19 protein-coding genes are annotated in these 18529 nt (G+C 61.1%); 8 read left to right on the top strand and 11 right to left on the bottom strand.

All coding sequences use genetic code 11. The features are described from left to right. Window positions 1–123 precede the first annotated feature (123 nt). The 4 genes from J4E58_RS21430 to J4E58_RS21415 are packed head-to-tail and all read left to right on the top strand — an operon-like array spanning window position 124 to window position 4611. On the top strand, window positions 124–930 hold the full coding sequence (locus J4E58_RS21430; RefSeq protein ID WP_087087517.1) for a DUF4123 domain-containing protein: 807 nt from the start codon (window positions 124–126) through the stop codon (window positions 928–930). Beyond that, a complete protein-coding gene (locus J4E58_RS21425; RefSeq protein WP_087087519.1) occupies window positions 927–1472 on the top strand; it encodes a DUF3304 domain-containing protein in 546 nt (181 codons plus the stop codon). Before J4E58_RS21430 ends, J4E58_RS21425 begins: the two co-directional genes overlap by 4 nt. Continuing rightward, window positions 1457–1993, top strand: a complete 537-nt coding sequence (locus J4E58_RS21420) for a DUF3304 domain-containing protein (RefSeq protein ID WP_087087521.1) — start codon at window positions 1457–1459, stop codon at window positions 1991–1993. Before J4E58_RS21425 ends, J4E58_RS21420 begins: the two co-directional genes overlap by 16 nt. Continuing rightward, window positions 1978–4611 (top strand): DUF2235 domain-containing protein, encoded by a 2634-nt coding sequence (locus J4E58_RS21415; RefSeq protein WP_087087524.1) that lies wholly within the window; start codon window positions 1978–1980, stop codon window positions 4609–4611. Before J4E58_RS21420 ends, J4E58_RS21415 begins: the two co-directional genes overlap by 16 nt. Window positions 4612–4662: 51 nt before the next feature. Here J4E58_RS21415 and J4E58_RS21410 read toward each other — a convergent pair whose 3' ends face one another. Then, window positions 4663–4950 (bottom strand): DUF3077 domain-containing protein, encoded by a 288-nt coding sequence (locus J4E58_RS21410; RefSeq protein WP_087087526.1) that lies wholly within the window; start codon window positions 4948–4950, stop codon window positions 4663–4665. A 423-nt stretch (window positions 4951–5373) separates the two neighbouring features. Continuing rightward, window positions 5374–5580, bottom strand: a complete 207-nt coding sequence (locus J4E58_RS21400) for a hypothetical protein (protein WP_143481860.1) — start codon at window positions 5578–5580, stop codon at window positions 5374–5376. Between J4E58_RS21400 and J4E58_RS21395 the strand changes: the two genes are divergently transcribed. The 3 genes from J4E58_RS21395 (at window position 5579) to J4E58_RS21385 (ending at window position 7203) form a co-directional block, all read left to right on the top strand. Further along, window positions 5579–6139 carry a DUF3304 domain-containing protein gene (locus tag J4E58_RS21395; protein ID WP_087087528.1) on the top strand — a complete coding sequence of 187 codons (561 nt, stop codon included), beginning with the start codon at window positions 5579–5581 and terminating at the stop codon, window positions 6137–6139. The genes J4E58_RS21400 and J4E58_RS21395 overlap by 2 nt on opposite strands. Window positions 6140–6150: 11 nt before the next feature. Continuing rightward, entirely contained in the window at window positions 6151–6621 is a 471-nt protein-coding gene (locus J4E58_RS21390; protein WP_087087530.1) for a hypothetical protein, read from the top strand. A 198-nt stretch (window positions 6622–6819) separates the two neighbouring features. Continuing rightward, complete coding sequence (locus J4E58_RS21385; protein WP_087087532.1) at window positions 6820–7203, top strand: helicase; 384 nt, start codon at window positions 6820–6822, stop codon at window positions 7201–7203. 75 nt (window positions 7204–7278) lie between these two features. Here the strand turns inward: J4E58_RS21385 and J4E58_RS21380 are convergent, their stop codons facing one another. The 6 genes from J4E58_RS21380 to exbB form a co-directional block, all read right to left on the bottom strand. Then, window positions 7279–8679 carry an aminoacyl-tRNA deacylase and HDOD domain-containing protein gene (locus tag J4E58_RS21380; protein WP_085532825.1) on the bottom strand — a complete coding sequence of 467 codons (1401 nt, stop codon included), beginning with the start codon at window positions 8677–8679 and terminating at the stop codon, window positions 7279–7281. A gap of 78 nt (window positions 8680–8757) precedes the next feature. Further along, window positions 8758–10833, bottom strand: a complete 2076-nt coding sequence (gene recG, locus J4E58_RS21375) for an ATP-dependent DNA helicase RecG (protein WP_087087534.1) — start codon at window positions 10831–10833, stop codon at window positions 8758–8760. 9 nt (window positions 10834–10842) lie between these two features. After that, complete coding sequence (locus J4E58_RS21370) at window positions 10843–11763, bottom strand: hydrogen peroxide-inducible genes activator (RefSeq protein ID WP_007921147.1); 921 nt, start codon at window positions 11761–11763, stop codon at window positions 10843–10845. Window positions 11764–11932: 169 nt separating this feature from the next. After that, the gene (locus tag J4E58_RS21365; RefSeq protein WP_007921144.1) at window positions 11933–12679 is read right to left on the bottom strand and encodes an energy transducer TonB; all 747 of its coding nucleotides are present in this window, start codon (window positions 12677–12679) and stop codon (window positions 11933–11935) included. Next, the gene (exbD, locus tag J4E58_RS21360) at window positions 12676–13104 is read right to left on the bottom strand and encodes a TonB system transport protein ExbD (protein WP_007921142.1); all 429 of its coding nucleotides are present in this window, start codon (window positions 13102–13104) and stop codon (window positions 12676–12678) included. Before exbD ends, J4E58_RS21365 begins: the two co-directional genes overlap by 4 nt. A 6-nt stretch (window positions 13105–13110) precedes the next feature. Continuing rightward, window positions 13111–14097: a tonB-system energizer ExbB gene (exbB, locus tag J4E58_RS21355; RefSeq protein ID WP_087087536.1), complete on the bottom strand. Its 987-nt coding sequence runs from the start codon at window positions 14095–14097 to the stop codon at window positions 13111–13113. Window positions 14098–14284: 187 nt separating this feature from the next. Between exbB and J4E58_RS21350 the strand changes: the two genes are divergently transcribed. Beyond that, window positions 14285–15136 (top strand): SDR family oxidoreductase, encoded by an 852-nt coding sequence (locus tag J4E58_RS21350; protein WP_087087538.1) that lies wholly within the window; start codon window positions 14285–14287, stop codon window positions 15134–15136. A 56-nt stretch (window positions 15137–15192) separates the two neighbouring features. Here the strand turns inward: J4E58_RS21350 and J4E58_RS21345 are convergent, their stop codons facing one another. The 3 genes from J4E58_RS21345 to spoT are packed head-to-tail and all read right to left on the bottom strand — an operon-like array spanning window position 15193 to window position 18511. After that, entirely contained in the window at window positions 15193–15933 is a 741-nt protein-coding gene (locus J4E58_RS21345; RefSeq protein ID WP_007921135.1) for a hypothetical protein, read from the bottom strand. A gap of 55 nt (window positions 15934–15988) precedes the next feature. Continuing rightward, entirely contained in the window at window positions 15989–16369 is a 381-nt protein-coding gene (locus J4E58_RS21340) for a RidA family protein (RefSeq protein ID WP_007921133.1), read from the bottom strand. Window positions 16370–16405: 36 nt separating this feature from the next. Continuing rightward, window positions 16406–18511 carry a bifunctional GTP diphosphokinase/guanosine-3',5'-bis pyrophosphate 3'-pyrophosphohydrolase gene (spoT, locus tag J4E58_RS21335; RefSeq protein WP_007921131.1) on the bottom strand — a complete coding sequence of 702 codons (2106 nt, stop codon included), beginning with the start codon at window positions 18509–18511 and terminating at the stop codon, window positions 16406–16408. Window positions 18512–18529: the final 18 nt, after the last annotated feature.

Below are 18529 nucleotides of genomic sequence, written 5' to 3'. Positions count from 1 at the left end.
GGGTGATTTGCCCCTGGTTGCACCTGGCAACACGCCCATGCCACCGCCACCCGTGTGCAAGGAATGCCTCGCCCGGGCCAAACGTAACAGCCAAGCCCTGGCGGCACGCTAAAGGACCCTGACATGTACGCAAGCAATCCGCAGTGGCACGAGCTGTTATGGGACGAAACCCAACGACTGGGCCAGGAGCATATCGACCTGCTGATCGACGCCACCAGCCTCGACTACCCGTTGCTGGAGGAACTGGCGAACCAGCCGGACGCACCGGTATTGGCCAAGCTGTTCGACAACACCCCGGAAGTGGCGATCGCCGATTTCGGCCCGCTGCTGCTGCGGGTGAACAAGGCGCAGAAGCCCTGGTTGAAAACCTTTATCAGCGCCGTTGACTGCAATCAGCATGTGCTGGCGCTGTTCAGCCCCTGGAGCTTCGAAGCCCTGGCCGGGCACCTGTGCAGCTGCACCCAGGCGCGCTGGAACCAGGGCCGTTCCGAAGGCGTGCTGCGCTACTACGACCCGCGCATGTTCGTGCCGGTGTGCGAAACCCTGACTCCGGCTCAAGGCCAGGCCTTCCACACCCCGGTCATCGTCTGGCATTGGCTCGACCGCGACCAGCAGGCCCAGAGCCTGCCCGGCAACTACGTGCGCCACGCCCCGCCACCGGTTATCGAGCCCTTCATGTTCGACCACCCGCAAGTGGCCAACCTGCTGGCCTGGACCGAGGCCGACAACTACCGCATCGAACGCTGCGCCACCCCGCAGGACTACGGCATGAGCCGCAAGGAAGGCCTGATCCGCCACCTGTTCCACAGCCAGTTGGCCGCCAATAAAAAAGGCCTCAAGGAGCCGGAAGAGCGCCAGCCTTTTATCCAGGAATGGCTGCTGGATAACTCGCCTTTCGTCATCGACGAGCCAGCGAGGCCGTTGATATGAACCGATCTTTCAAGGGGGATGCCAGCAGCCTGGTGCTACGGCTGTTGTTGGGTGTCAGCAGTGTGCTGATGATCTCGGCCTGCCAGAGCCAACCCAAGATGTTGGGCGCGCCGGTGACGGGCTATAACCACACTTCTGCGGCGATCAATCGTTTTACGGTCAATGGCGCGGGCGGGCCAAATATCGGTCCCCACCAAGGCGGGGGAAGCGAAGTTTGCTGCGGTTTGGTGCCTCGCGAGTGGGTGCCGGGGCTTCGGGCGATTGTTGAGTGGGAGAAGGATCCGGATCCTGGCGGCTACATCAAACGAGACCAGTATGGTCAGCTTGATACTGAGGACTACAAACGCCACGCCGCCAACTACTTACATCACAAGGTTACGGTTGAGATTCTTCGGTATGTTGTAGCAGGAAGTTTGAAGGTGCATTTTCTTCCGTGCGACCAAGTGCGGGTTTCTGCTGACAATATCAAACCCGGTTCTCCGGGGTATCCGTATAACTACCCGATGAACATGGAGGAGTTGAAGGTATGTCCAAATTCGTAGGTAAAAGAAGTGCGGCACGTACTTTCTTGCTATTTGCCGGTGTCTTGACGTTGAGCGCTTGCCAGGCCGAACCGAAGATGCTGTCTGCACCTGTTACGGGTTATAACCATACCTCGGCAGCTATTAACCGTTTTACCGTAAACGGTGCCGGTGGTCCCAACTTAGGGCCTCACCAAGGCGGGGGGAAGCAGAGCTGCTGTGGTGTTGTTCCTCGTGAGTGGACACCAGGACTGAGGGCAATTGTTGAATGGGAAAAGGATCCTGATCCAAATGGATATGTTAAGCGAGATCAGTATGGTCAGCTTGATAGCAAGGACTATGCACGCCATGCTGCTAATTATTCCCGTCATAAAGTTATTGTAGATATTCCAAAGTACGACGTGGCGGGAACTTTAAAGGTTCACTTTCTTCCCTGTGATCAGGTTCGTGTCTCTGCGGATAACATTAAACCAAGAGATCCGCGCTACCCCTACAACTACCCAATGAACATGGAGGAACCCAAGGTATGTCCGAATCCATGAGCAGTGGAGGAAAAATGCTCCCGAGTGCTGCAATGATCGCGCCCTCTTTTCCTTTAAACAGGCGCCTGCCGAAAGATCCCAAGCAACTTTCGGAAAATATCAGAAGGCAAAAGCGCGACGAGACAGTATTTGCTAATCAGCAGCGAAAGTTGCTCCAGGCGAAGGGTGATACGCACAGTGGTGTGCCGTGCTGTAAAGCTCTACATGTCTCGATGATATTTGATGGAACTAACAACAATAACGATGCAGACAGCGCATCGACTCCCTCTTCATGCAGTAACATGGCGCGTCTCTATCATGCGAGCCTAGGATCGGATGACACTACTCGGGGAGAAGGATACTTCAGTTATTACAGCCCTGGAGTTGGAACTGTATTCCCCGACATACGTGAATTTACACCAAGTAACATGGGCTTGATGGGGGCCAGCGGTGGTGAAAACCGGATCAACTGGGGCCTGACTCGGATGATTGCGGCGTTAAAGGATGCGCTCCCAGGACAAGATCCTCTTTCGCTGGCTGATACTCAGGCGCTGGTGGACGCCATGGCCACTAATTGGTACGGCCATGTATTCTCCGCGGGCCTTCTGGAAAATGGCGAGAAAAAACGCGAGGCCGCCATGCGTCCGTATATGGATGACTTGGAAAAAGTTCTGAAGCAACGTCAGGACTCTGAAGAGAAGCCTCATATTCTGGCCATGCGTCTGTATGTTTACGGATTCTCTCGAGGGGCGGCACAGGCGCGTACCTTCGCCAACTGGCTCCAGGCACTCACGCGCTCCCAGGGCGGTAACGGCAAGGTGGAGTATCGTTTCGCCGGATTGCCGATTTCCATTGAGTTCCTTGGTATTTGCGACACCGTGGCGGCCGTAGGTCTTGCCGACAGTGCCCCCTTTGCCGCCGGGCATATGGACTGGGCTGATGGCACCATGCGTTTGCCTGATGAGGCTGTAGAACAGTGCATGGATACATCGCTGCCGGAAGACTGCCACTTTCTAAAGCGCTGCGTGCACTTGGCGTCCGCACATGAGCAGCGTGCCAGTTTTCCACTGGACTCGATTCGTCGTCGGCCCAAAAACGCCAGCGGTCAGCGGGATACAAGCAAACCGTCCAGCTACCGCAGCGGCACCGTCGAATATCTCTATCCGGGTGTTCACTCGGATGTTGGTGGTGGGTACCCGCCAGGTGATCAAGGCAAAGCGATGGCTGGTACGGATCATCTGTTGTCGCAGATCCCTTTACAGCATCTGTACGCAGAAGCATTTATGGCAGGAGCACCTTTACAAGTTCCAGAAGCAGCACTGGAGGTCGGTGTCCATGAAGATTGGCGCAAGATGACTCTTGATACTGAAATGGAGTTCGCAGTCTCCGAGGAACTCATCCAGCGCTTCAACGCCTGGCAGTCCGAGGCAGCAGGCCAGGTTGGCCCGCTCGAAGACATGATCAAGCGCCAGCAAGCATTGATTACCGCCTGGCGTATCGACCGCTACGCGGGTGGCCTGGCACAGCGTGACTTTTTCAAAAACGTGTCTCCCGATATGCCTCAGGCCAAGATCGATGCCTGGGAGGCATTGGAGAAACGCCACAAGGCCGAAGCCACTGCGGCTGCGCAGGGCAAACCCGCGCCGACTTATTCCGAGAGCGACGAAAGAGAGCATCAGCTCAACATACAAATCGTTGGCAAGGACAAGTACGAAAGCGCCCGTTGGGAAAAAGCCTTCGAGCCTTCGCTCGATACCCGTCAGTTACTCGGTGCGGCAGCCGAGTTCCGTCATGACTATCGGCGCGAGTGGGGTTTGGTCGGCGACGGTCACACGAGTGTGGCAGTAATCGACATGCTGCTCGGCGGCACGGTGTACCTGATCAACGAAGAGGACGAAGCCGAGGAGTACGCCTACCTCCATAAAGAAGGTACGGCCCGTTACGAAAAAATGTTCAGCGCGCCCAACAAGCCGGCAGCAGGCCAGGAAGCGCTGGTGGCGCTGTTCGATGATCAGGTGCACGACTCCCGCGCCTGGTTCATGAACAGTTCCGGGGTCGTGCCTCGTGAACCCTTCACCGATTACTTCCGTATTCGTCTGGTGCATTTCGACAACGAGTCGAACAAGCAGCTGTCGTTGTTGGCCACCGCTGGCCGGGTCATCGGGCTCGGTATTGCCGTGGCCAGCGTTGGCCTGAGCATCAAGAAAAAGGACCCGCGCATGCTGCTGGGGTTGTTCTTGCCGTCCCTGGCGCTGCCAGTGCTCAGTGGCAAAGTCGGCCTGCCGGAGCTGCCGGAAATCAGCGCCTTCGATCCGCTCACCAATATTGCCCTGCCAATGATGAGCAACTTGGATTCGCTGCGGGCGTTCACCAAGGCGCCGGGAGATCTCACCGCTAAAGTCGCGGCATTGCCGCCACTGTTGCCATTGAACGAAGCGACCGCCAACACGCCAGCGTTGCAGAAAATCCTGGTGGCGCACCAGGCGCTGGAGGCTGTAGAGGCCGCGCGGAACAAGGACGCGGGATCATTGGCCGGAATGCTGGCGAAAGCTGCCAACGATGAGGACAAGCCCGGTGGCTGGAAAGACATGCTGGCGAATCAGGTTGGCAATCTGAAATTGTCCGAGAAGAAGGTGTAGCTGTAAGGCAGTAAAGGGCGGCTGTCATTGAGCCGCCCTTTACGTGCTGATTTAGATGCGCTCTTGAGCGGTAGTTGTGTCGGAGAGCATCGCAGTAGAAAGGTCATCCACCACAGCTTTGCCCATTTCGCACAGATAAAAAGCCGGCCAAGCGTAGCGCTCACCTTGTTCCTCCATTGCCGCATCGAGCATGAGCTTTTTGGCGTAGTAGAACAGGTTGGAAGCATGCTCCAAGGCTTCCCGTGCTGGGATATCTGGATTGACGCGGAACAGGCTTTGTTCTTTTTCGCCGCAGTCGGCGAAGGTAACGATGCCGATGGTTTTGATAGAGGTGCTCATTGCGCACCTCCTGCTGCTTGCAGATGGTGTGGTTGGTATAGGTGGGATGCGTACATTGGCGTAACTCCTTTTACGTTAAAGAAGCTGCCGTTTTCGTTTCCAGGCGAAGGGGTGGCAGCTGTACGCGGGCTGGAAAACCGAGGCAAAAGGAACCCGGCAGACCCGAAGGTCTCCCACGCACAGCCGCCATGACACAGAAATGCAGGCACAAAAAAAGCGCCTGCACTTGATGGTCTGGGCGCTGCTGTTGCGCCTTTTTGCTCTTCGGGTTTCCAGGCCCGGTCGCTGATTTTGCAGCGACGGCGGAAGGATAACGGGGAGGGTTGGCAGCTGCAACGTCACGATTGCCGCATTTTATGACGATGTGGTTTCGGCGTGTTCAGTGGGCTTGGGTGACAGCTTCGGCAGATCTTGAGTCGCGCATCAAATAGGAATCATCTCGCCGCTAAATTGGTGTTTTCCTACATTCGCCAAACGCTCAACTTGGTAGCGTCTTGGTTTTTTGATAAGCAACTCTTCATGGCCTCGTGGACGTAATGGATGGCTATCGACACGGAGTAAGCAATGTTCATCCTCTTCAATGAAAAGTACCCGATCAAGCGTATTTCGAGACGAGGGGAGTAACGACATGTCTCGCTCTTTGATTGACCCAATAACCCACGCCTCATTTGAAGGCACTCACCGGACCTTGGTCCTTGTGAGCTTGATGCTTTTGAGTGCGTGCAATGGCGCACCATCGAAGATGCTGGCTGCGCCTGTGATGGGCTATAACCACACTTCAGCCGCAATCAATCGTTTTACGGTCAACGATGCAGGTGGCCCCAATTTGGGGGCACATCAGGGTGGAGGAAAGCAATCCTGTTGCGGTTCCGTTCCTCGTACGTGGATGCCGGGGCTTACGGCAGTGGTTGTATGGGAAAAAGACCCCGATCCCTATTCGTATAGTGAATGGACTGAACGCCCCTATTCGGATGCCTGGGCCAAGCGTATGGAGGAGCATAAGCAACACTACTCTCGCCATAAGGCTGTGGTCGATATTCCGAAGTACGACATAGCAGGAACCCTGAAAGTCCATTTCCTCCCCTGCAATCAAGTGCGTGTCTCCGCGGATAACATGAAGCCGGGTGACCCACGTTACCCCTACAACTACCCAATCAGTATGCCGGAGCCCAACGTATGTCCGGAGTGATAAGGAGTGCCATGACGCTGTCGCGAGTTCTGTTCTTTGAAGGTAAAGCCTCCACAAGGTTTGCTATTCAGCATCCTGTCCTTGAAATATCGAAAGGCGCGTTTTCTGTAAGGCGCTTGGGAGGGCTCGGTGCTGGAGTGCTGCTCGGCGCGCTGCTGCCGATCACGATGTGCTCGGCTGAAGATGGAGCGACGGGAGAAGGCTGCTACGGCTATCTCACCGAGTTGCTCAGGAGCAGCAATTTTCCTTTTCGGGAGGTGGCCAAAGAGAAGGCCAATCTGCTGATCGATGAGGACGATGGCGAGACGATCCGGGCCAAGGTGTTTTTCGATACGCAGGGGACGGGCACGCTTGGGTGGGTGAGGTATGGCGTGAACGATGGGTTCTTGCTGGATATCACGGTGGATCCCGAGGAGCCGGTGGTGTTGAGGTATGACGAGCGTTTTGCTCGGGCTTACAGCAGTTGCCTTGAGCAACGATAGTGCTGGGTCCACATCCCTTTGCGAGTGCTGCGCACTCGATCGCAGCCTGCGGCAGCGGCTACAGGGAGTTTGAAGTGACTTGGTGGTCATTTTCGCTAAAAAGACAGTCATCTTTCTCTAACGCTGCATAACTGTGGCGTTCCCCCCTGAAGCCGCTACACTGCGCCAGCCGTTCATTTTTCCTTTGGGGCTTTGCGCATGAAACTTCGTTTTCTTCTGTGGATGCTGGGGCTGTTGATGGGCAAGGCCAGCCGGACCAATCCGGCGTTCCAGCAGCAGTTGGGTGACAAGGAACTGGTGTTCCAGCTGCAGACGCTGGATGGCAAGGTGGCGCGGCATTTTCGGGTGAAGGATCAGCGGATTACCAGTAAGTCCGGGGTGTACCCCGAGCCAGCATTCGCCATTGCCTTCAAGGATGCGGCCTATGGTTTTGCCACGATGCAGGCGAAGAACAAGCAATTGGCCTTTATGACCGGGATTCAGGACAAGTCGATCCAGATCAAGGGCAACCCGGCGCTGGTGATCTGGTTCCAGGGGCTGACCAAGTACCTGAAGCCGAGGAAGGCCAAGCCGAAGGCTTGAAGGCGAGCGGTATACCAGCTGGAAGATGATCGCGGGCAAGCCTCGCTCCTACGGGAACGGGGCTTTTTTCTGGGGTCAGTGCTGGCTGAACTGCGAGGCCAGTTCGCGCAGCAGCACTTCGGCTTCCAGGACTTTGCTGACCACGTCTTCGGCTTTGTCGCGGGACAGGCCGAGGCGTTCGAGCAGGGCGTCAGGGATGTCTTCGACAGGGCCGGAGCCGATGCCTCGGCTGCGTAGCAGACGCACGGCCAGGCACACCAGGTTCGGGTATTCGGCGTAGGCGCCGTCGTAGCTCGGGTCGTGCTGGAAGCGCAGGGCGGTGGACAACTCGTCCGGCATGTCCCAGTAGCGCATCAGCCAGGCGCCGATCTGTTCGCGGCTGATGCCCAGCAGGTGCTGTTCGACGTAGCTGTGGCACAGGTGCGGGTTGACCTCCAGGTGGCGGCAGATCAGCGAGAAGTGCGGCGGGAAGACGTGGGCCAGCAGCAGGTAGCCGAAGTTGTGCAGCAGGCCGGCGAGGTAGGTCAGGCCGGCTTCCGGGCGCTGGGCACGCGGCATGGCGCGGGTCAGGCCTTCGATGACGGCGGCGGTATAGATCGACTGCTGCCAGTACGGCGTGCTGTGTTGCGGGTGGTCCTTGGGCAGGCTCAGGGTCTTGCCCAGGGCCAGGCCCAGCGCCAGGTTGATCACCAGGTCGAAGCCCAGCACGCGGACGATGGCGTCTTCCACCGAGCGGATCTTGCCTGGCGAGGCGTAGTAGGGCGAAGCCGCCCAGCTCACCACTTGCGCGGCCAGGGCCGGGTCGGTTTCCACCACGCCGGTGATGTCGTCGATGGTGGCGTTGGGGTCGACCCGCAGCTTGATGATCTTCTGCGCGGTTTCGGCCAGCGGCGGAATCTCGATGGTCGCTTCCAGGCGTTGCTGGATGCGTCGGGCAGTGAAGGCCTGCATGGCCTGGGTGATTTCCTCGCGGTCGTCGTCCGGGCGGTCGAGGTTCGGGCGGATGCTGCTCAGGGCCTCGCCGAAATTGCCGGCGCTGGCCTTGCTCAGCATGCTCTTGAAGGCGTCGCTGGTGATTTCCAGCAGCAGGCCCGGCTCGCCGGAGTTGATCAGCAGGGTCGGCTCGCGCAGCAGGCTTTCTTCATACAGGCAGGGCGAGCTGGTGAGCGCCGGCAGGCCGGGCAGCAGGCTCAGGTTGTGTTTGCCGAGCATGCGCTCCAGGCGTTCCGTAGAGACGGCGGTCAGGCGGCGGCCGGTCAGTTCGGCGAGGCGATTGAGGTCCAGCAACTGGCTCTGTGGGAACAGCACCATCAGCGCGCCGACGGCGTCGTCCAGCAGGACGGCCTGTACCTTGCGCGCGGCCGGCAGGCCAGGATGGTCGAGGACTTCCGTGAAGCCGATGTCCAGCTTGCCGAGCAGCAGCCGGATTACAGACGGAGCGTGCGGGGCTGCGGTGGCGAGGGCAACTTCTGTCATGGTCTGTATCCGTTTTCAAACAATTTCAGGAGTATAACCAGCTTGATCGGGGCATTCGCCCCTTAACTGAGACGCTGCTCACACTTGGCCGTATTGCTGCCCGTGGCGCAGCCAGCGCTCCAGCAGCGGGCTGACGTGGTGCGGCCAGCGCTCGAGCAAGGCCTGGGCGGCATCGCGCACGGCCGGCAGCAGGTCGGCATCGCGCATCAGGTCGGCGACCTTGAATTGCAGCAGGCCGGTCTGGCGGGTGCCGAGCATCTCGCCGGGGCCGCGCAGTTCCAGGTCCTTTTCGGCGATGACAAAACCGTCGTTGGTTTCGCGCATGATGCCCAGGCGCTGGCGGCCGATCTGCGACAAGGGAGGATGGTAGAGCATGACGCAATGGCTGGCGGCGCTGCCGCGACCAACGCGACCACGCAACTGGTGCAACTGAGCCAGGCCCAAGCGCTCGGGGTTCTCGATGATCATCAGGCTGGCGTTGGACACATCGACGCCGACTTCGATCACGGTGGTGGCCACCAGCAGCTGCAATTCACCGGCTTTGAACCGGCCCATGACCTCGGCCTTTTCCGTCGGCTTCATGCGCCCGTGGATCAAGCCGACCCGCAGTTCGCCCAGGGCGCTGCTCAGGTCTTCGTAAGTGGTTTGCGCGGCCTGGCAGGTCAGCTCTTCGGATTCCTCGATCAGCGTGCACACCCAATAGGCCTGGCGCCCTTCGGCGCAGGCGGCGCGCACCCGCTCGATGACTTCGACCCGCCGCGAGTCGGTGACCAGCACGGTGTTTACCGGCGTACGGCCAGGGGGCAGCTCGTCGAGGATCGAGGTGTCCAGGTCGGCGTAGGCACTCATCGCCAGGGTCCGTGGGATCGGCGTGGCGGTCATGATCAGTTGGTGCGGGCACAGGCGTCCGCCCACGCCTTTCTGGCGCAGGGCCAGGCGCTGCTGCACGCCGAAGCGGTGTTGTTCGTCGATGATCACCAGCGCCAGGTTCTTGAACTGCACTTCGTCCTGGAACAGCGCGTGGGTGCCGACCACCATCGGCGCGCCGGCGGCGATCTGTTCCAGGGCGGCTGTGCGGTTCTTGCCCTTGAGCTTGCCGGCCAGCCAGGCGACTTCCAGCCCCAGCGGCTCGAGCCAGCGCTTGAAGGTGATGAAGTGCTGCTCGGCGAGGATCTCGGTCGGTGCCATCAGCGCCACCTGATAGCCAGCTTCCAACGCCTGGAGGGCGGCGAGGGCGGCGACCACGGTCTTGCCGGCCCCCACGTCGCCCTGGATCAGCCGCAGCATCGGCTCGGGCTGGCTGAGGTCGTAGGCGATCTCGTTGCCGACCCGTTGCTGCGCGCCGGTGGGTGGAAAGCCTAGGTTCTTCAGGTACAGCGCTGGCAGCCGGGTGGCCTTGGGCAGCGCCGGGGCGAGTTGCGAGCGCAGGCTTTCGCGCAGGCGCTGCTGGGACAGCTGATGGGTCAGCAGCTCTTCGAACGCCAGGCGATGCTGGGCCCAATGGTGACCCAGGGCCAGTTCGTCGACATCGGCATCGGCCGGCGGGTGGTGCAGGTAACGAATCGCATCGTCCAGCGGCGCCAGCTGGTAATCCCGCGCCAGCTCTTGCGGCAGCCAGTCCGGCAGGCTGCGCGGGCCGAGCAGGGCCAGGCTCTGCTGGCACAGCATGCGCAGGCGCTGCTGGGTCAGGCCTTCGGTGAGCGGGTAGATGGGGGTCAGGGTCTGGTCCACGGGCGGCGGTTCATCGCCGCTGATGGCGCGGTATTCCGGGTGGTAGATTTCCAGCCCCGACGCGCCTGGGCGGGCTTCGCCATAACAGCGCACGCGGGTGCCGCGCTTGAGGCCTTCTTTCTGCGCGTTGCTGAAATGGTAGAAGCGCAGGCTGAGCCCGCCGGTGCCGTCCTGCAGGCGCACCAGCAGGCTGCGGCGCTTGCCCATCACCACGTCGGCGCCGCTGACGGTGCCTTCGATCACCGCGTCCTGCCCAGGGCGCAGCGCGCCGATCGGCACCACGCGGGTGCGGTCCTGATAGCGCAGGGGCAGGTGGAACAGCACGTCCTGCAGGTTCTCCAGGCCGACCTTGGCCAGCTTTTCGGCCATGGCTTCGCCGACGCCCTTGAGTGCCGTGACCGGCACGTTCGACAGCTCAGTCATCGCGACGGCTTAGCTCGCGGCAGGCGGCTTGGCCACCGAACACAGGCGGATCGAGTCGGCGAGGATTTCGATGGCTTTCGGCCGCGGGAAGCTGGCACGCCAGGCGATCGCCACGGTGCGGAACGGCACGGGCGCGGTCAGCGGCCGCACTTCGATCACGCCCGGGGCGTAGTGATGGCTGTCCACCGCCGAGAGCGGCAGGATCGAGACGCCAAGGCCGGAAGCGACCATATGACGGATGGTTTCCAGGGAACTGGATTCCACCGTGGTGTGCTTGGCGCCGTCGTTGCCCTTGGTCAGGGTCGGGCAGGCTTCCAGGACCTGGTCGCGGAAACAGTGGCCTTCGCCCAGCAGCAACAGGCTCTTGTCGTTGAGCAGGTTGGCGTCGATGGTCTCTTTCTGGGTCCAGGGGTGGGTGCTGGGCATCAGCACGTAGAAGGGTTCGTCGTACAGCGGCAGGGTCAGCACGTCGGCTTCGTTGAACGGCAGGGCGATGATGATCGCGTCCAGTTCGCCGTTGCGCAGCTTGTCGCGCAGCACGTGGGTGAAGTTCTCTTCGATATACAACGGCATCTGCGGGGCGACCCGGTGCAGTTGCGGGATCAGGTGCGGGAACAGGTACGGGCCGACGGTGTAGATCGCGCCGACCTTCAGCGGGGCGGTCAGCTGGTTCTTGCCGGCCTGGGCCAGTTCGCGAATGCCCTGGGCCTGTTCGAGGACCTTCTGCGCCTGGGCGACAATGCCTTCGCCGACCGGCGTCAGACGTACCGCACTCTTGCTGCGCTCGAAAATCAGCACACCGAGTTCGTCTTCAAGCTTCTTCACGCCCACCGACAGGGTCGGCTGGCTGACATGGCAACGCTCGGCCGCGTGGCCGAAGTGCTGCTCTTGGGCGAGGGTAACGATGTAGCGTAATTCAGTAAGAGTCATAGCGGACGTCCATGAGGTTGCGGGCCAAGCATACCGGCTGCAATCGATAGACGCACGTTATCAGACTCAATGCTCGCTGTGACACCGGGCAATGCATGCCGGTCATGCCTGGAAAAGCAAAAAGGCACCTTTGGGTGCCTTTTTGCTGGGGATTGCCTGGGCATCATGCTCAGCGGCGACGTTTCTCCAGGGAGTAGACGAAGGGCGCGACGATCTCGATCGAGCCGTTGTTGAGCATGTCCGCCGGTGGCTTGGGCAGCGGCTGGGCGCGGCGGATCATTTCCAGGGTGGCCCGGTCCAGATCGGCGTTGCCCGAGCGTCCTACCAGTTCATAGGACAGCACGTTGCCTTGCGCGTCGACCACGAAGCGCAGCCGGTTCAGGCCTTCCTTGCCGCGCGCCTGGGCACCCGGCGGGTACTTCTTGTACTTGGCCAGGTGCGCCAGCAGCGTGCCTTGCCAGCTTTCCTTGGCGGCGATCTGCGCCGGCGACGGGCCCGGAGCCGGTGCCGAGGACGGTGCCGCGGTGGGCGTCGGCGGAGCGTCGCTAGGTTTCTCTTCGCTCGGCTTTTCCTTCGGCGGCTCCGGCTTTTTCTCCACCGGCTTGGGCGGTTGCGGCTTGGGCTTGGGTTTGACCGGCTTGGGCACGGAAATCGTCGGTTTCGGCGCTTCCGCGAGTTTGGGCAGCGGCAGCTCTTCGACCGGAGCCGGCGGCTGCGGTGGCGTCACGACCTTGGGCGGCGCGGGAGGAGGCGGTGCCGGAAGCGGCGCCAGCTCGACCATCATCGCCTGCGGTGGCAGCTCGACCGGCATGGGGGAGCTCCAGTTGAGCGCGAGCAGGATCGCGACCGCATGGACCCCCAGTACGATGGCCAGGCTACCGCTGTAACGCGTCAGTTTTTGGCGCGTCGTGATCATTTCTTGGTAGCCGTCTCAAGTCCGACCAGGCCGACCTTCAGGTATCCGGCGGCCCGCAGGGCATCCATCACGCTCATCAGGTCGCCGTAATCCACGCCTTTGTCGGCCTGGAAGAAGATCGTCGTGTCTTTCTTGCCCTGGGTCTTGGCGTCGAGGGTGGCGCCGAGGGCTTCGGCCTTCACTTCGTCGTCGCCGAGGTACAGGCGTTGGTCGGCCTTGACGCTGAGAAACACCGGTTTCTCGGGGCGTGGTGCCGGTTTGGCCGTCGAGGCCGGGAGATCGACCTTGATGTCCACGGTCGCCAGCGGCGCCGCGACCATGAAGATGATCAGCAGTACCAGCATCACGTCGATGAACGGCGTGACGTTGATTTCGTGGTTTTCGGCGAGATCGTCTTCTGCGCCTTCTTTCAAATGCAGGCCCATGGCGGATTACCCTACTTTGGCCACATGAGGTTGCGCAGAGCGCTCGGCGGTCGGCAGGTGATCGAGATCACGGCTGACCAGCAGCAGGACTTCTGCGGAAGCGTCGGAGACCTGGGCCTTGTAGCCGGCGATGGAGCGGGCGAAGACGTTGTAGATGACCACCGCCGGAATGGCCGCGACCAGACCCAGCGCGGTTGCCAGCAGAGCTTCGGCGATGCCGGGGGCGACGACGGCGAGGTTGGTGGTCTGGGTTTTGGCGATGCCGATGAAGCTGTTCATGATGCCCCACACGGTACCGAACAGGCCGACGAAGGGCGCGGTGGAACCGATGGTGGCGAGCACGCCGGTGCCGCTGCTCATGTTGCGGCCGCAGGCGGCTACCAGGCGCTCGAGGCGGAAGCTGACGCGTTCCTTGATGCCTTCTTTCTCGCGGCTGTTGGCCGACAGGCGCATTTCTTCCAGGGCGTCGTGGACCAGCAGGTTGGCCAGGGTGCCTTCTTTGGCGGCGGTGACGCTGGCTTCCTTGAGGGTGGTGGCCTTTTTCAGGTTGAGGATTTCACCGCGCAGGCGACGCTTGGCGCCCATCAGCTCGAAGCCTTTGGCGATCCAGATGGTCCAGGTGATGATCGAGGCGATGGCCAGGCCGATCATCACGAGCTTCACGATGATGTCGGCGTTCTGGTACATGCCCCAGGGAGACAGGTCGTGGGCCATGCCCAGGGAGTTGTCCGCTTCGAGGACTTCAGGTGCATCGACGGCTGCTTCGCCTTCGGCAGGTGCCGGCGCTGCGGCGACCGGAGTGGCTACCGGCGCCGTGGCGTCGGCCGGCGCGTGGGCTGCCGCAGGTGTCGCGGCGCCAGCCGGGGCCTGCTCATCGGCGAAGGCCGCGGTCGGTGCCAGCAGCAGGCTGAACAGCAACGCTGCGGCCGCGCTCATGGCGCGCAGCGGGCTTGGGCGTTGGGTTGGCGAAGCGGAGAATTGATTGCGTGTCATGCTGGCCGGACCTGAGAGGGAAAAGGGTAAGTGTCCTTCTAGGCCTCGCAGGGCCGAGAACAAATGGGCCGTCATTATTGCAACTAATTCTTGTTAACAGAAGTAATAGAGTATCTTTTTTTCTTTGATTGCTAGCCGCTCGTCCATTGCCGACGCTAGTCTGTGCCTTTCTGATAGGAGTTTTCTGATGTCCGCCCCTTCTGTTCTGATCGCTGGCTGCGGTGATGTCGGCAGCCGTCTGGCGAAGCAACTGCTGGCTGAAAACTGGCAGGTCTACGGCCTGCGGCGCACGGTTTCGCAATTGCCGGAAGGGGTGATCGGCGTGGCGGGCGATCTTTTCAGTGAGCAGTGTCCGCCAGCCTGGCCCACCACGTCGCTGGATTACCTGGTGTACAGCGCGGCCGCCACCGAGCATGACGAGGCGGGCTATCGTGCGGCCTATGTCGAGGGGCTGACCCATGTCCTGGGCTGGCTCAAGCAGAACGGGCAGTCGCCGAAACGCTTGCTGTTCGTTTCCAGCAGCAGCGTATACGGGCAGAAAAATGGCGAGTGGATCGACGAGACCTCGTCGGCCCAGGCCGACGGCTATTCCGGGCGGCTGATGCTCGAGGCCGAGCAAGTGGCCTTGCAGAGTGGCATTCCAGCCAGCCTGGTGCGGTTGACCGGGATTTACGGCCCGGGGCGGGAATGGCTGTTGAATCAGGTGCGTCAGGGGTATCGCGTCGCCATCGATCCACCGCTGTATGGCAACCGCATTCATGCCGACGATGCCGCGGGGTTGCTGGCCTTCCTGTTGCAGGCCGATCGGCGCGGCGTGGTGCTTGAGGATTGCTATATCGGGGTCGACGATGCACCGGTGCCTTTGGCCGAGGTGGTGGGCTGGTTGCGGGAGTACCTGGGCGTGACCGAGTGGGCAGACAGCTCGAGCGTGCGGCGTTCCGGCAGCAAGCGCTGCAGCAATGCCCGCGCCAGGGCCCTGGGCTGGGCGCCGCGTTATCCGAGTTTTCGCGAGGGGTATGCGCAGATTATCGAAGGGTAGGGCTGAGCCGCATCATGGATAAAGAAAAAGGAGCCTTTCGGCTCCTTTTTGCTGGATCACTGTTTTTCCAGTAGCCACTGGCGCGTACCCGGGGTGAGGGAAGGTACCTCGTTCGCCTGGGAGGCGTTGATGGGCTGGAAGATCTCCAGTTGCTTGCCGTTGCGCGCAAAGATCCACGGGTTGCCCTGGCCGTTGAGCTGCAGCCACAGGTTGTCGTAGCCGCCGCTCATCGAGGCGCAGTCGCCGGCGAGGCACAGTGCGTAGCGATCGGCACCCGGCAAACCCATGACCTGGCCGTTGGATTGGAACAGCACGGTGCCGCCTTCGCCCGGGCCGTTGACGATTTTCCATTCGCCACCCAGGTAAGCCGAGTACAGGGCGCGCTCGAAGTTGGCGCCCAGTGGCGCGCCTTCCGGGGCCGGGTCCTTGGGACGATCGAAGACCTGCTCCGGCTCGTTGTCGTTGGCTTCTTGCAGCAGCTGTTTGCCGTCGCGTTTCAATTCGCTGGCGGAGCTGCCGTAGAAATCGATTTTCCAGGCGCCGGACTCTTCAGCCAGCACCTTGCCTTCGACGTTTTCGAAGCCGTTGGTGTAGCGCGCCTGGCTGGCCTTGGTGTTGACGTCCCATTCCAGGTTCGGGCCGTAGCCTTGCAGGGCTTCGCGCAGCGGTCCGCCTTTGGCGGCGGCGTCGATGGCGACCTGATTGATCCAGGTGCCACTGATGTCACGGTCGGCGGGATCGCTGGCGCAGCCACCGAGGAACAGGGCGCACAACGAGAGGGCTAGCGCTTTGCGCATGAGAAAATCCTTTCAGAACGGAGACGGCGCGGCCTGGGTAGCCGCGCCGGACGTGTTACTCGATGACCAGGATGGCATCCATTTCAACCTGCGCGCCTTTTGGCAGGGCGGCAACGCCGATGGCGGCGCGGGCAGGGTAAGGCTGCTGGAAGTACTTGCCCATGATCTCGTTGACCTTGGCGAAGTGGCTCAGGTCGGTGAGGAAGATGTTCAGTTTGACGATGTCCTTGAACGAACCACCGGCAGCCTCCGCCACGGACTTGAGGTTCTCGAATACCTGGACGGTCTGGGCTTCGAAGCCTTCCACCAGTTCCATGGTCTTTGGATCGAGCGGGATCTGGCCGGACATGTAGACGGTATTGCCTGCCTTGATCGCCTGGGAGTAGGTGCCGATCGCGGCGGGTGCCTTGTCGCTGGTGATAACGGTCTTGGTCATGAATGACTCCTTGTAATGGGCGGGCTATATAGCGAGCTATGCACGCATGCGAGTGATGCGAATGACGCCGGTCAGGGCGCGCAGTTTCTTGATCACGCGGGCCAGGTGCACGCGGTCGTGCACGCTGACCACCAGTTGGACCACGCTGATGCGACCATCCCGTTCGTCCATGCTGATTTTCTCGATATTGCCGTCGGCCGCGTTGACACTGCTGGCCAGCAGGGCGATCAGGCCGCGCTGGTGCTCCAGCTCGACGCGCAGCTCGACGTTGAATTCGCCGGTGACATCCTTGGCCCACGAAAGCTGGATGCATTTTTCCGGGTTGTGGCGGATTTCGCTGATGTTGCGGCAGTTGTCCAGGTGCACCACCATCCCTTTGCCCGCGGACAGGTGGCCGACAATCGGGTCGCCCGGGATCGGCGTGCAGCACTTGGCGTAGCTCAGGACCAGGCCTTCGGTGCCGCGAATGGCCAGCGGACCTTCCGGGCTTGGCAGCTGTTCGCCTTCGCCAAGCAGGCGGCGGGCGACCACATAAGCCATGCGGTTGCCCAGGCCGATGTCTTCCAGCAGGTCTTCGATCAGCTCCAGGCGGTACTCGGTGAGCATCGCTTGCACGCGTTCGGCGGGGATCTTTTCCAGCGCGCTGTCAAAACCGTTGAGCACCTTGTTCAGCAGGCGTTCGCCCAGGCTGATGGACTCGGAGCGGCGTTGCAGTTTCAGTGCGTGGCGGATATGGGTGCGAGCCTTGCCGGTGACCACGAAGTTGAGCCAGGCCGGGTTGGGGCGTGCGCCCGGGGCGCTGACGATTTCCACGGTGGAGCCGCTTTGCAGCGGTTCGGACAGCGGCGCCAGGCGGCGATTGATCCGACAGGCGATGCAGCTGTTGCCGACGTCGGTGTGTACCGCATAGGCGAAGTCCACCGCCGTGGAGCCTTTGGGCAGCTCCATGATCCGGCCTTTCGGCGTGAACACGTAGACCTCATCCGGGAACAGGTCGATCTTCACGCTTTCGATGAATTCCAGGGAGTTGCCGGCGCGTTGCTGCATCTCCAGCACGCCCTTGACCCATTGACGAGCCCGGGCGTGGGTGCCCTTCGGCTGCTCGTCGCCGCTGGATTTGTACAGCCAGTGGGCGGCGATGCCGTTGTTGGCCATCTCTTCCATTTCGCGGGTGCGGATCTGGATCTCGATCGGCACGCCGTGCATGCCGAACAGCGTGGTATGCAGCGACTGGTAGCCGTTGGCCTTGGGGATCGCGATGTAATCCTTGAAGCGACCCGGCAGCGGCTTGTACAGGTTGTGTACGGCGCCGAGCACGCGGTAGCAGGTGTCGACCTTGTCGACGATGATCCGGAACGCGTAGACGTCCATGATCTCGTTGAAGGCCCGGCGTTTGCCGCGCATCTTTTTATAGATGCCATACAAGTGCTTCTGGCGGCCGCTGACCTCGCCCTGGATACCGTCGATGGCCAGGCAGTGGCTCAGGGATTCTTCGATCTTGTTGACGATTTCCTTGCGGTTGCCCCGGGCGCGCTTGACCGCCTGGTAGATCCGCGCGGAACGCATCGGATGCATGGCCTTGAAACCGAGGTCTTCAAATTCGATGCGGATGCTGTGCATGCCCAGGCGGTTGGCGATGGGTGCATAGATCTCCAGGGTTTCCTTGGCGATCCGCCGGCGTTTTTCGCCGGACAGCACTTCCAGGGTGCGCATGTTGTGCAGGCGGTCGGCCAGCTTGACCAGGATCACGCGAATGTCGCGCGCCATGGCCATGGCCATCTTCTGGAAGTTTTCCGCTTGGGCTTCGGCCTTGGTCTCGAAGTTCATCTGGGTCAGTTTGCTGACCCCGTCGACCAGTTCGGCCACGGTTTCACCAAACTGCGCTTGCAGCGCTTCCTTGGCGATACCGGTGTCTTCGATCACGTCATGCAGCATGGCCGCCATCAGGCTCTGATGGTCCATATGCATGTCGGCGAGAATGTTTGCGACCGCTAACGGGTGCGTGACGTACGCCTCGCCGCTGCGACGGCGCTGACCGTCATGGGCTTGTTCGGCGTAGAAATACGCTCGGCGGACCAGATTGACCTGGTCCGTGCCGAGATAGGTCGATAAGCGATCGGCGAGGGCGTCTATGCTCGGCATGATGACTCCTGCCGTAAG

Origin of the sequence: Pseudomonas sp. FW305-25 (assembly GCF_017351415.1) — a bacterium.
Lineage (GTDB): Bacteria > Pseudomonadota > Gammaproteobacteria > Pseudomonadales > Pseudomonadaceae > Aquipseudomonas > Aquipseudomonas chlororaphis.
This window is presented reverse-complemented; position numbering and strand designations above follow the sequence as displayed.

Bases quoted from the DNA above. Each gene is read 5' to 3' on its own strand.
- J4E58_RS21430 (WP_087087517.1), top strand. From the start codon at position 124: ATGTACGCAAGCAATCCGCAGTGGCACGAGCTGTTATGGGACGAAACC.
- J4E58_RS21425 (WP_087087519.1), top strand. From the start codon at position 927: ATGAACCGATCTTTCAAGGGGGATGCCAGCAGCCTGGTGCTACGGCTG.
- J4E58_RS21420 (WP_087087521.1), top strand. From the start codon at position 1,457: ATGTCCAAATTCGTAGGTAAAAGAAGTGCGGCACGTACTTTCTTGCTA.
- J4E58_RS21415 (WP_087087524.1), top strand. From the start codon at position 1,978: ATGTCCGAATCCATGAGCAGTGGAGGAAAAATGCTCCCGAGTGCTGCA.
- J4E58_RS21410 (WP_087087526.1), bottom strand. From the start codon at position 4,950: ATGAGCACCTCTATCAAAACCATCGGCATCGTTACCTTCGCCGACTGC.
- J4E58_RS21395 (WP_087087528.1), top strand. From the start codon at position 5,579: ATGTCTCGCTCTTTGATTGACCCAATAACCCACGCCTCATTTGAAGGC.
- J4E58_RS21400 (WP_143481860.1), bottom strand. From the start codon at position 5,580: ATGTCGTTACTCCCCTCGTCTCGAAATACGCTTGATCGGGTACTTTTC.
- J4E58_RS21390 (WP_087087530.1), top strand. From the start codon at position 6,151: ATGACGCTGTCGCGAGTTCTGTTCTTTGAAGGTAAAGCCTCCACAAGG.
- J4E58_RS21385 (WP_087087532.1), top strand. From the start codon at position 6,820: ATGAAACTTCGTTTTCTTCTGTGGATGCTGGGGCTGTTGATGGGCAAG.
- J4E58_RS21380 (WP_085532825.1), bottom strand. From the start codon at position 8,679: ATGACAGAAGTTGCCCTCGCCACCGCAGCCCCGCACGCTCCGTCTGTA.
- recG (WP_087087534.1), bottom strand. From the start codon at position 10,833: ATGACTGAGCTGTCGAACGTGCCGGTCACGGCACTCAAGGGCGTCGGC.
- J4E58_RS21370 (WP_007921147.1), bottom strand. From the start codon at position 11,763: ATGACTCTTACTGAATTACGCTACATCGTTACCCTCGCCCAAGAGCAG.
- J4E58_RS21365 (WP_007921144.1), bottom strand. From the start codon at position 12,679: ATGATCACGACGCGCCAAAAACTGACGCGTTACAGCGGTAGCCTGGCC.
- exbD (WP_007921142.1), bottom strand. From the start codon at position 13,104: ATGGGCCTGCATTTGAAAGAAGGCGCAGAAGACGATCTCGCCGAAAAC.
- exbB (WP_087087536.1), bottom strand. From the start codon at position 14,097: ATGACACGCAATCAATTCTCCGCTTCGCCAACCCAACGCCCAAGCCCG.
- J4E58_RS21350 (WP_087087538.1), top strand. From the start codon at position 14,285: ATGTCCGCCCCTTCTGTTCTGATCGCTGGCTGCGGTGATGTCGGCAGC.
- J4E58_RS21345 (WP_007921135.1), bottom strand. From the start codon at position 15,933: ATGCGCAAAGCGCTAGCCCTCTCGTTGTGCGCCCTGTTCCTCGGTGGC.
- J4E58_RS21340 (WP_007921133.1), bottom strand. From the start codon at position 16,369: ATGACCAAGACCGTTATCACCAGCGACAAGGCACCCGCCGCGATCGGC.
- spoT (WP_007921131.1), bottom strand. From the start codon at position 18,511: ATGCCGAGCATAGACGCCCTCGCCGATCGCTTATCGACCTATCTCGGC.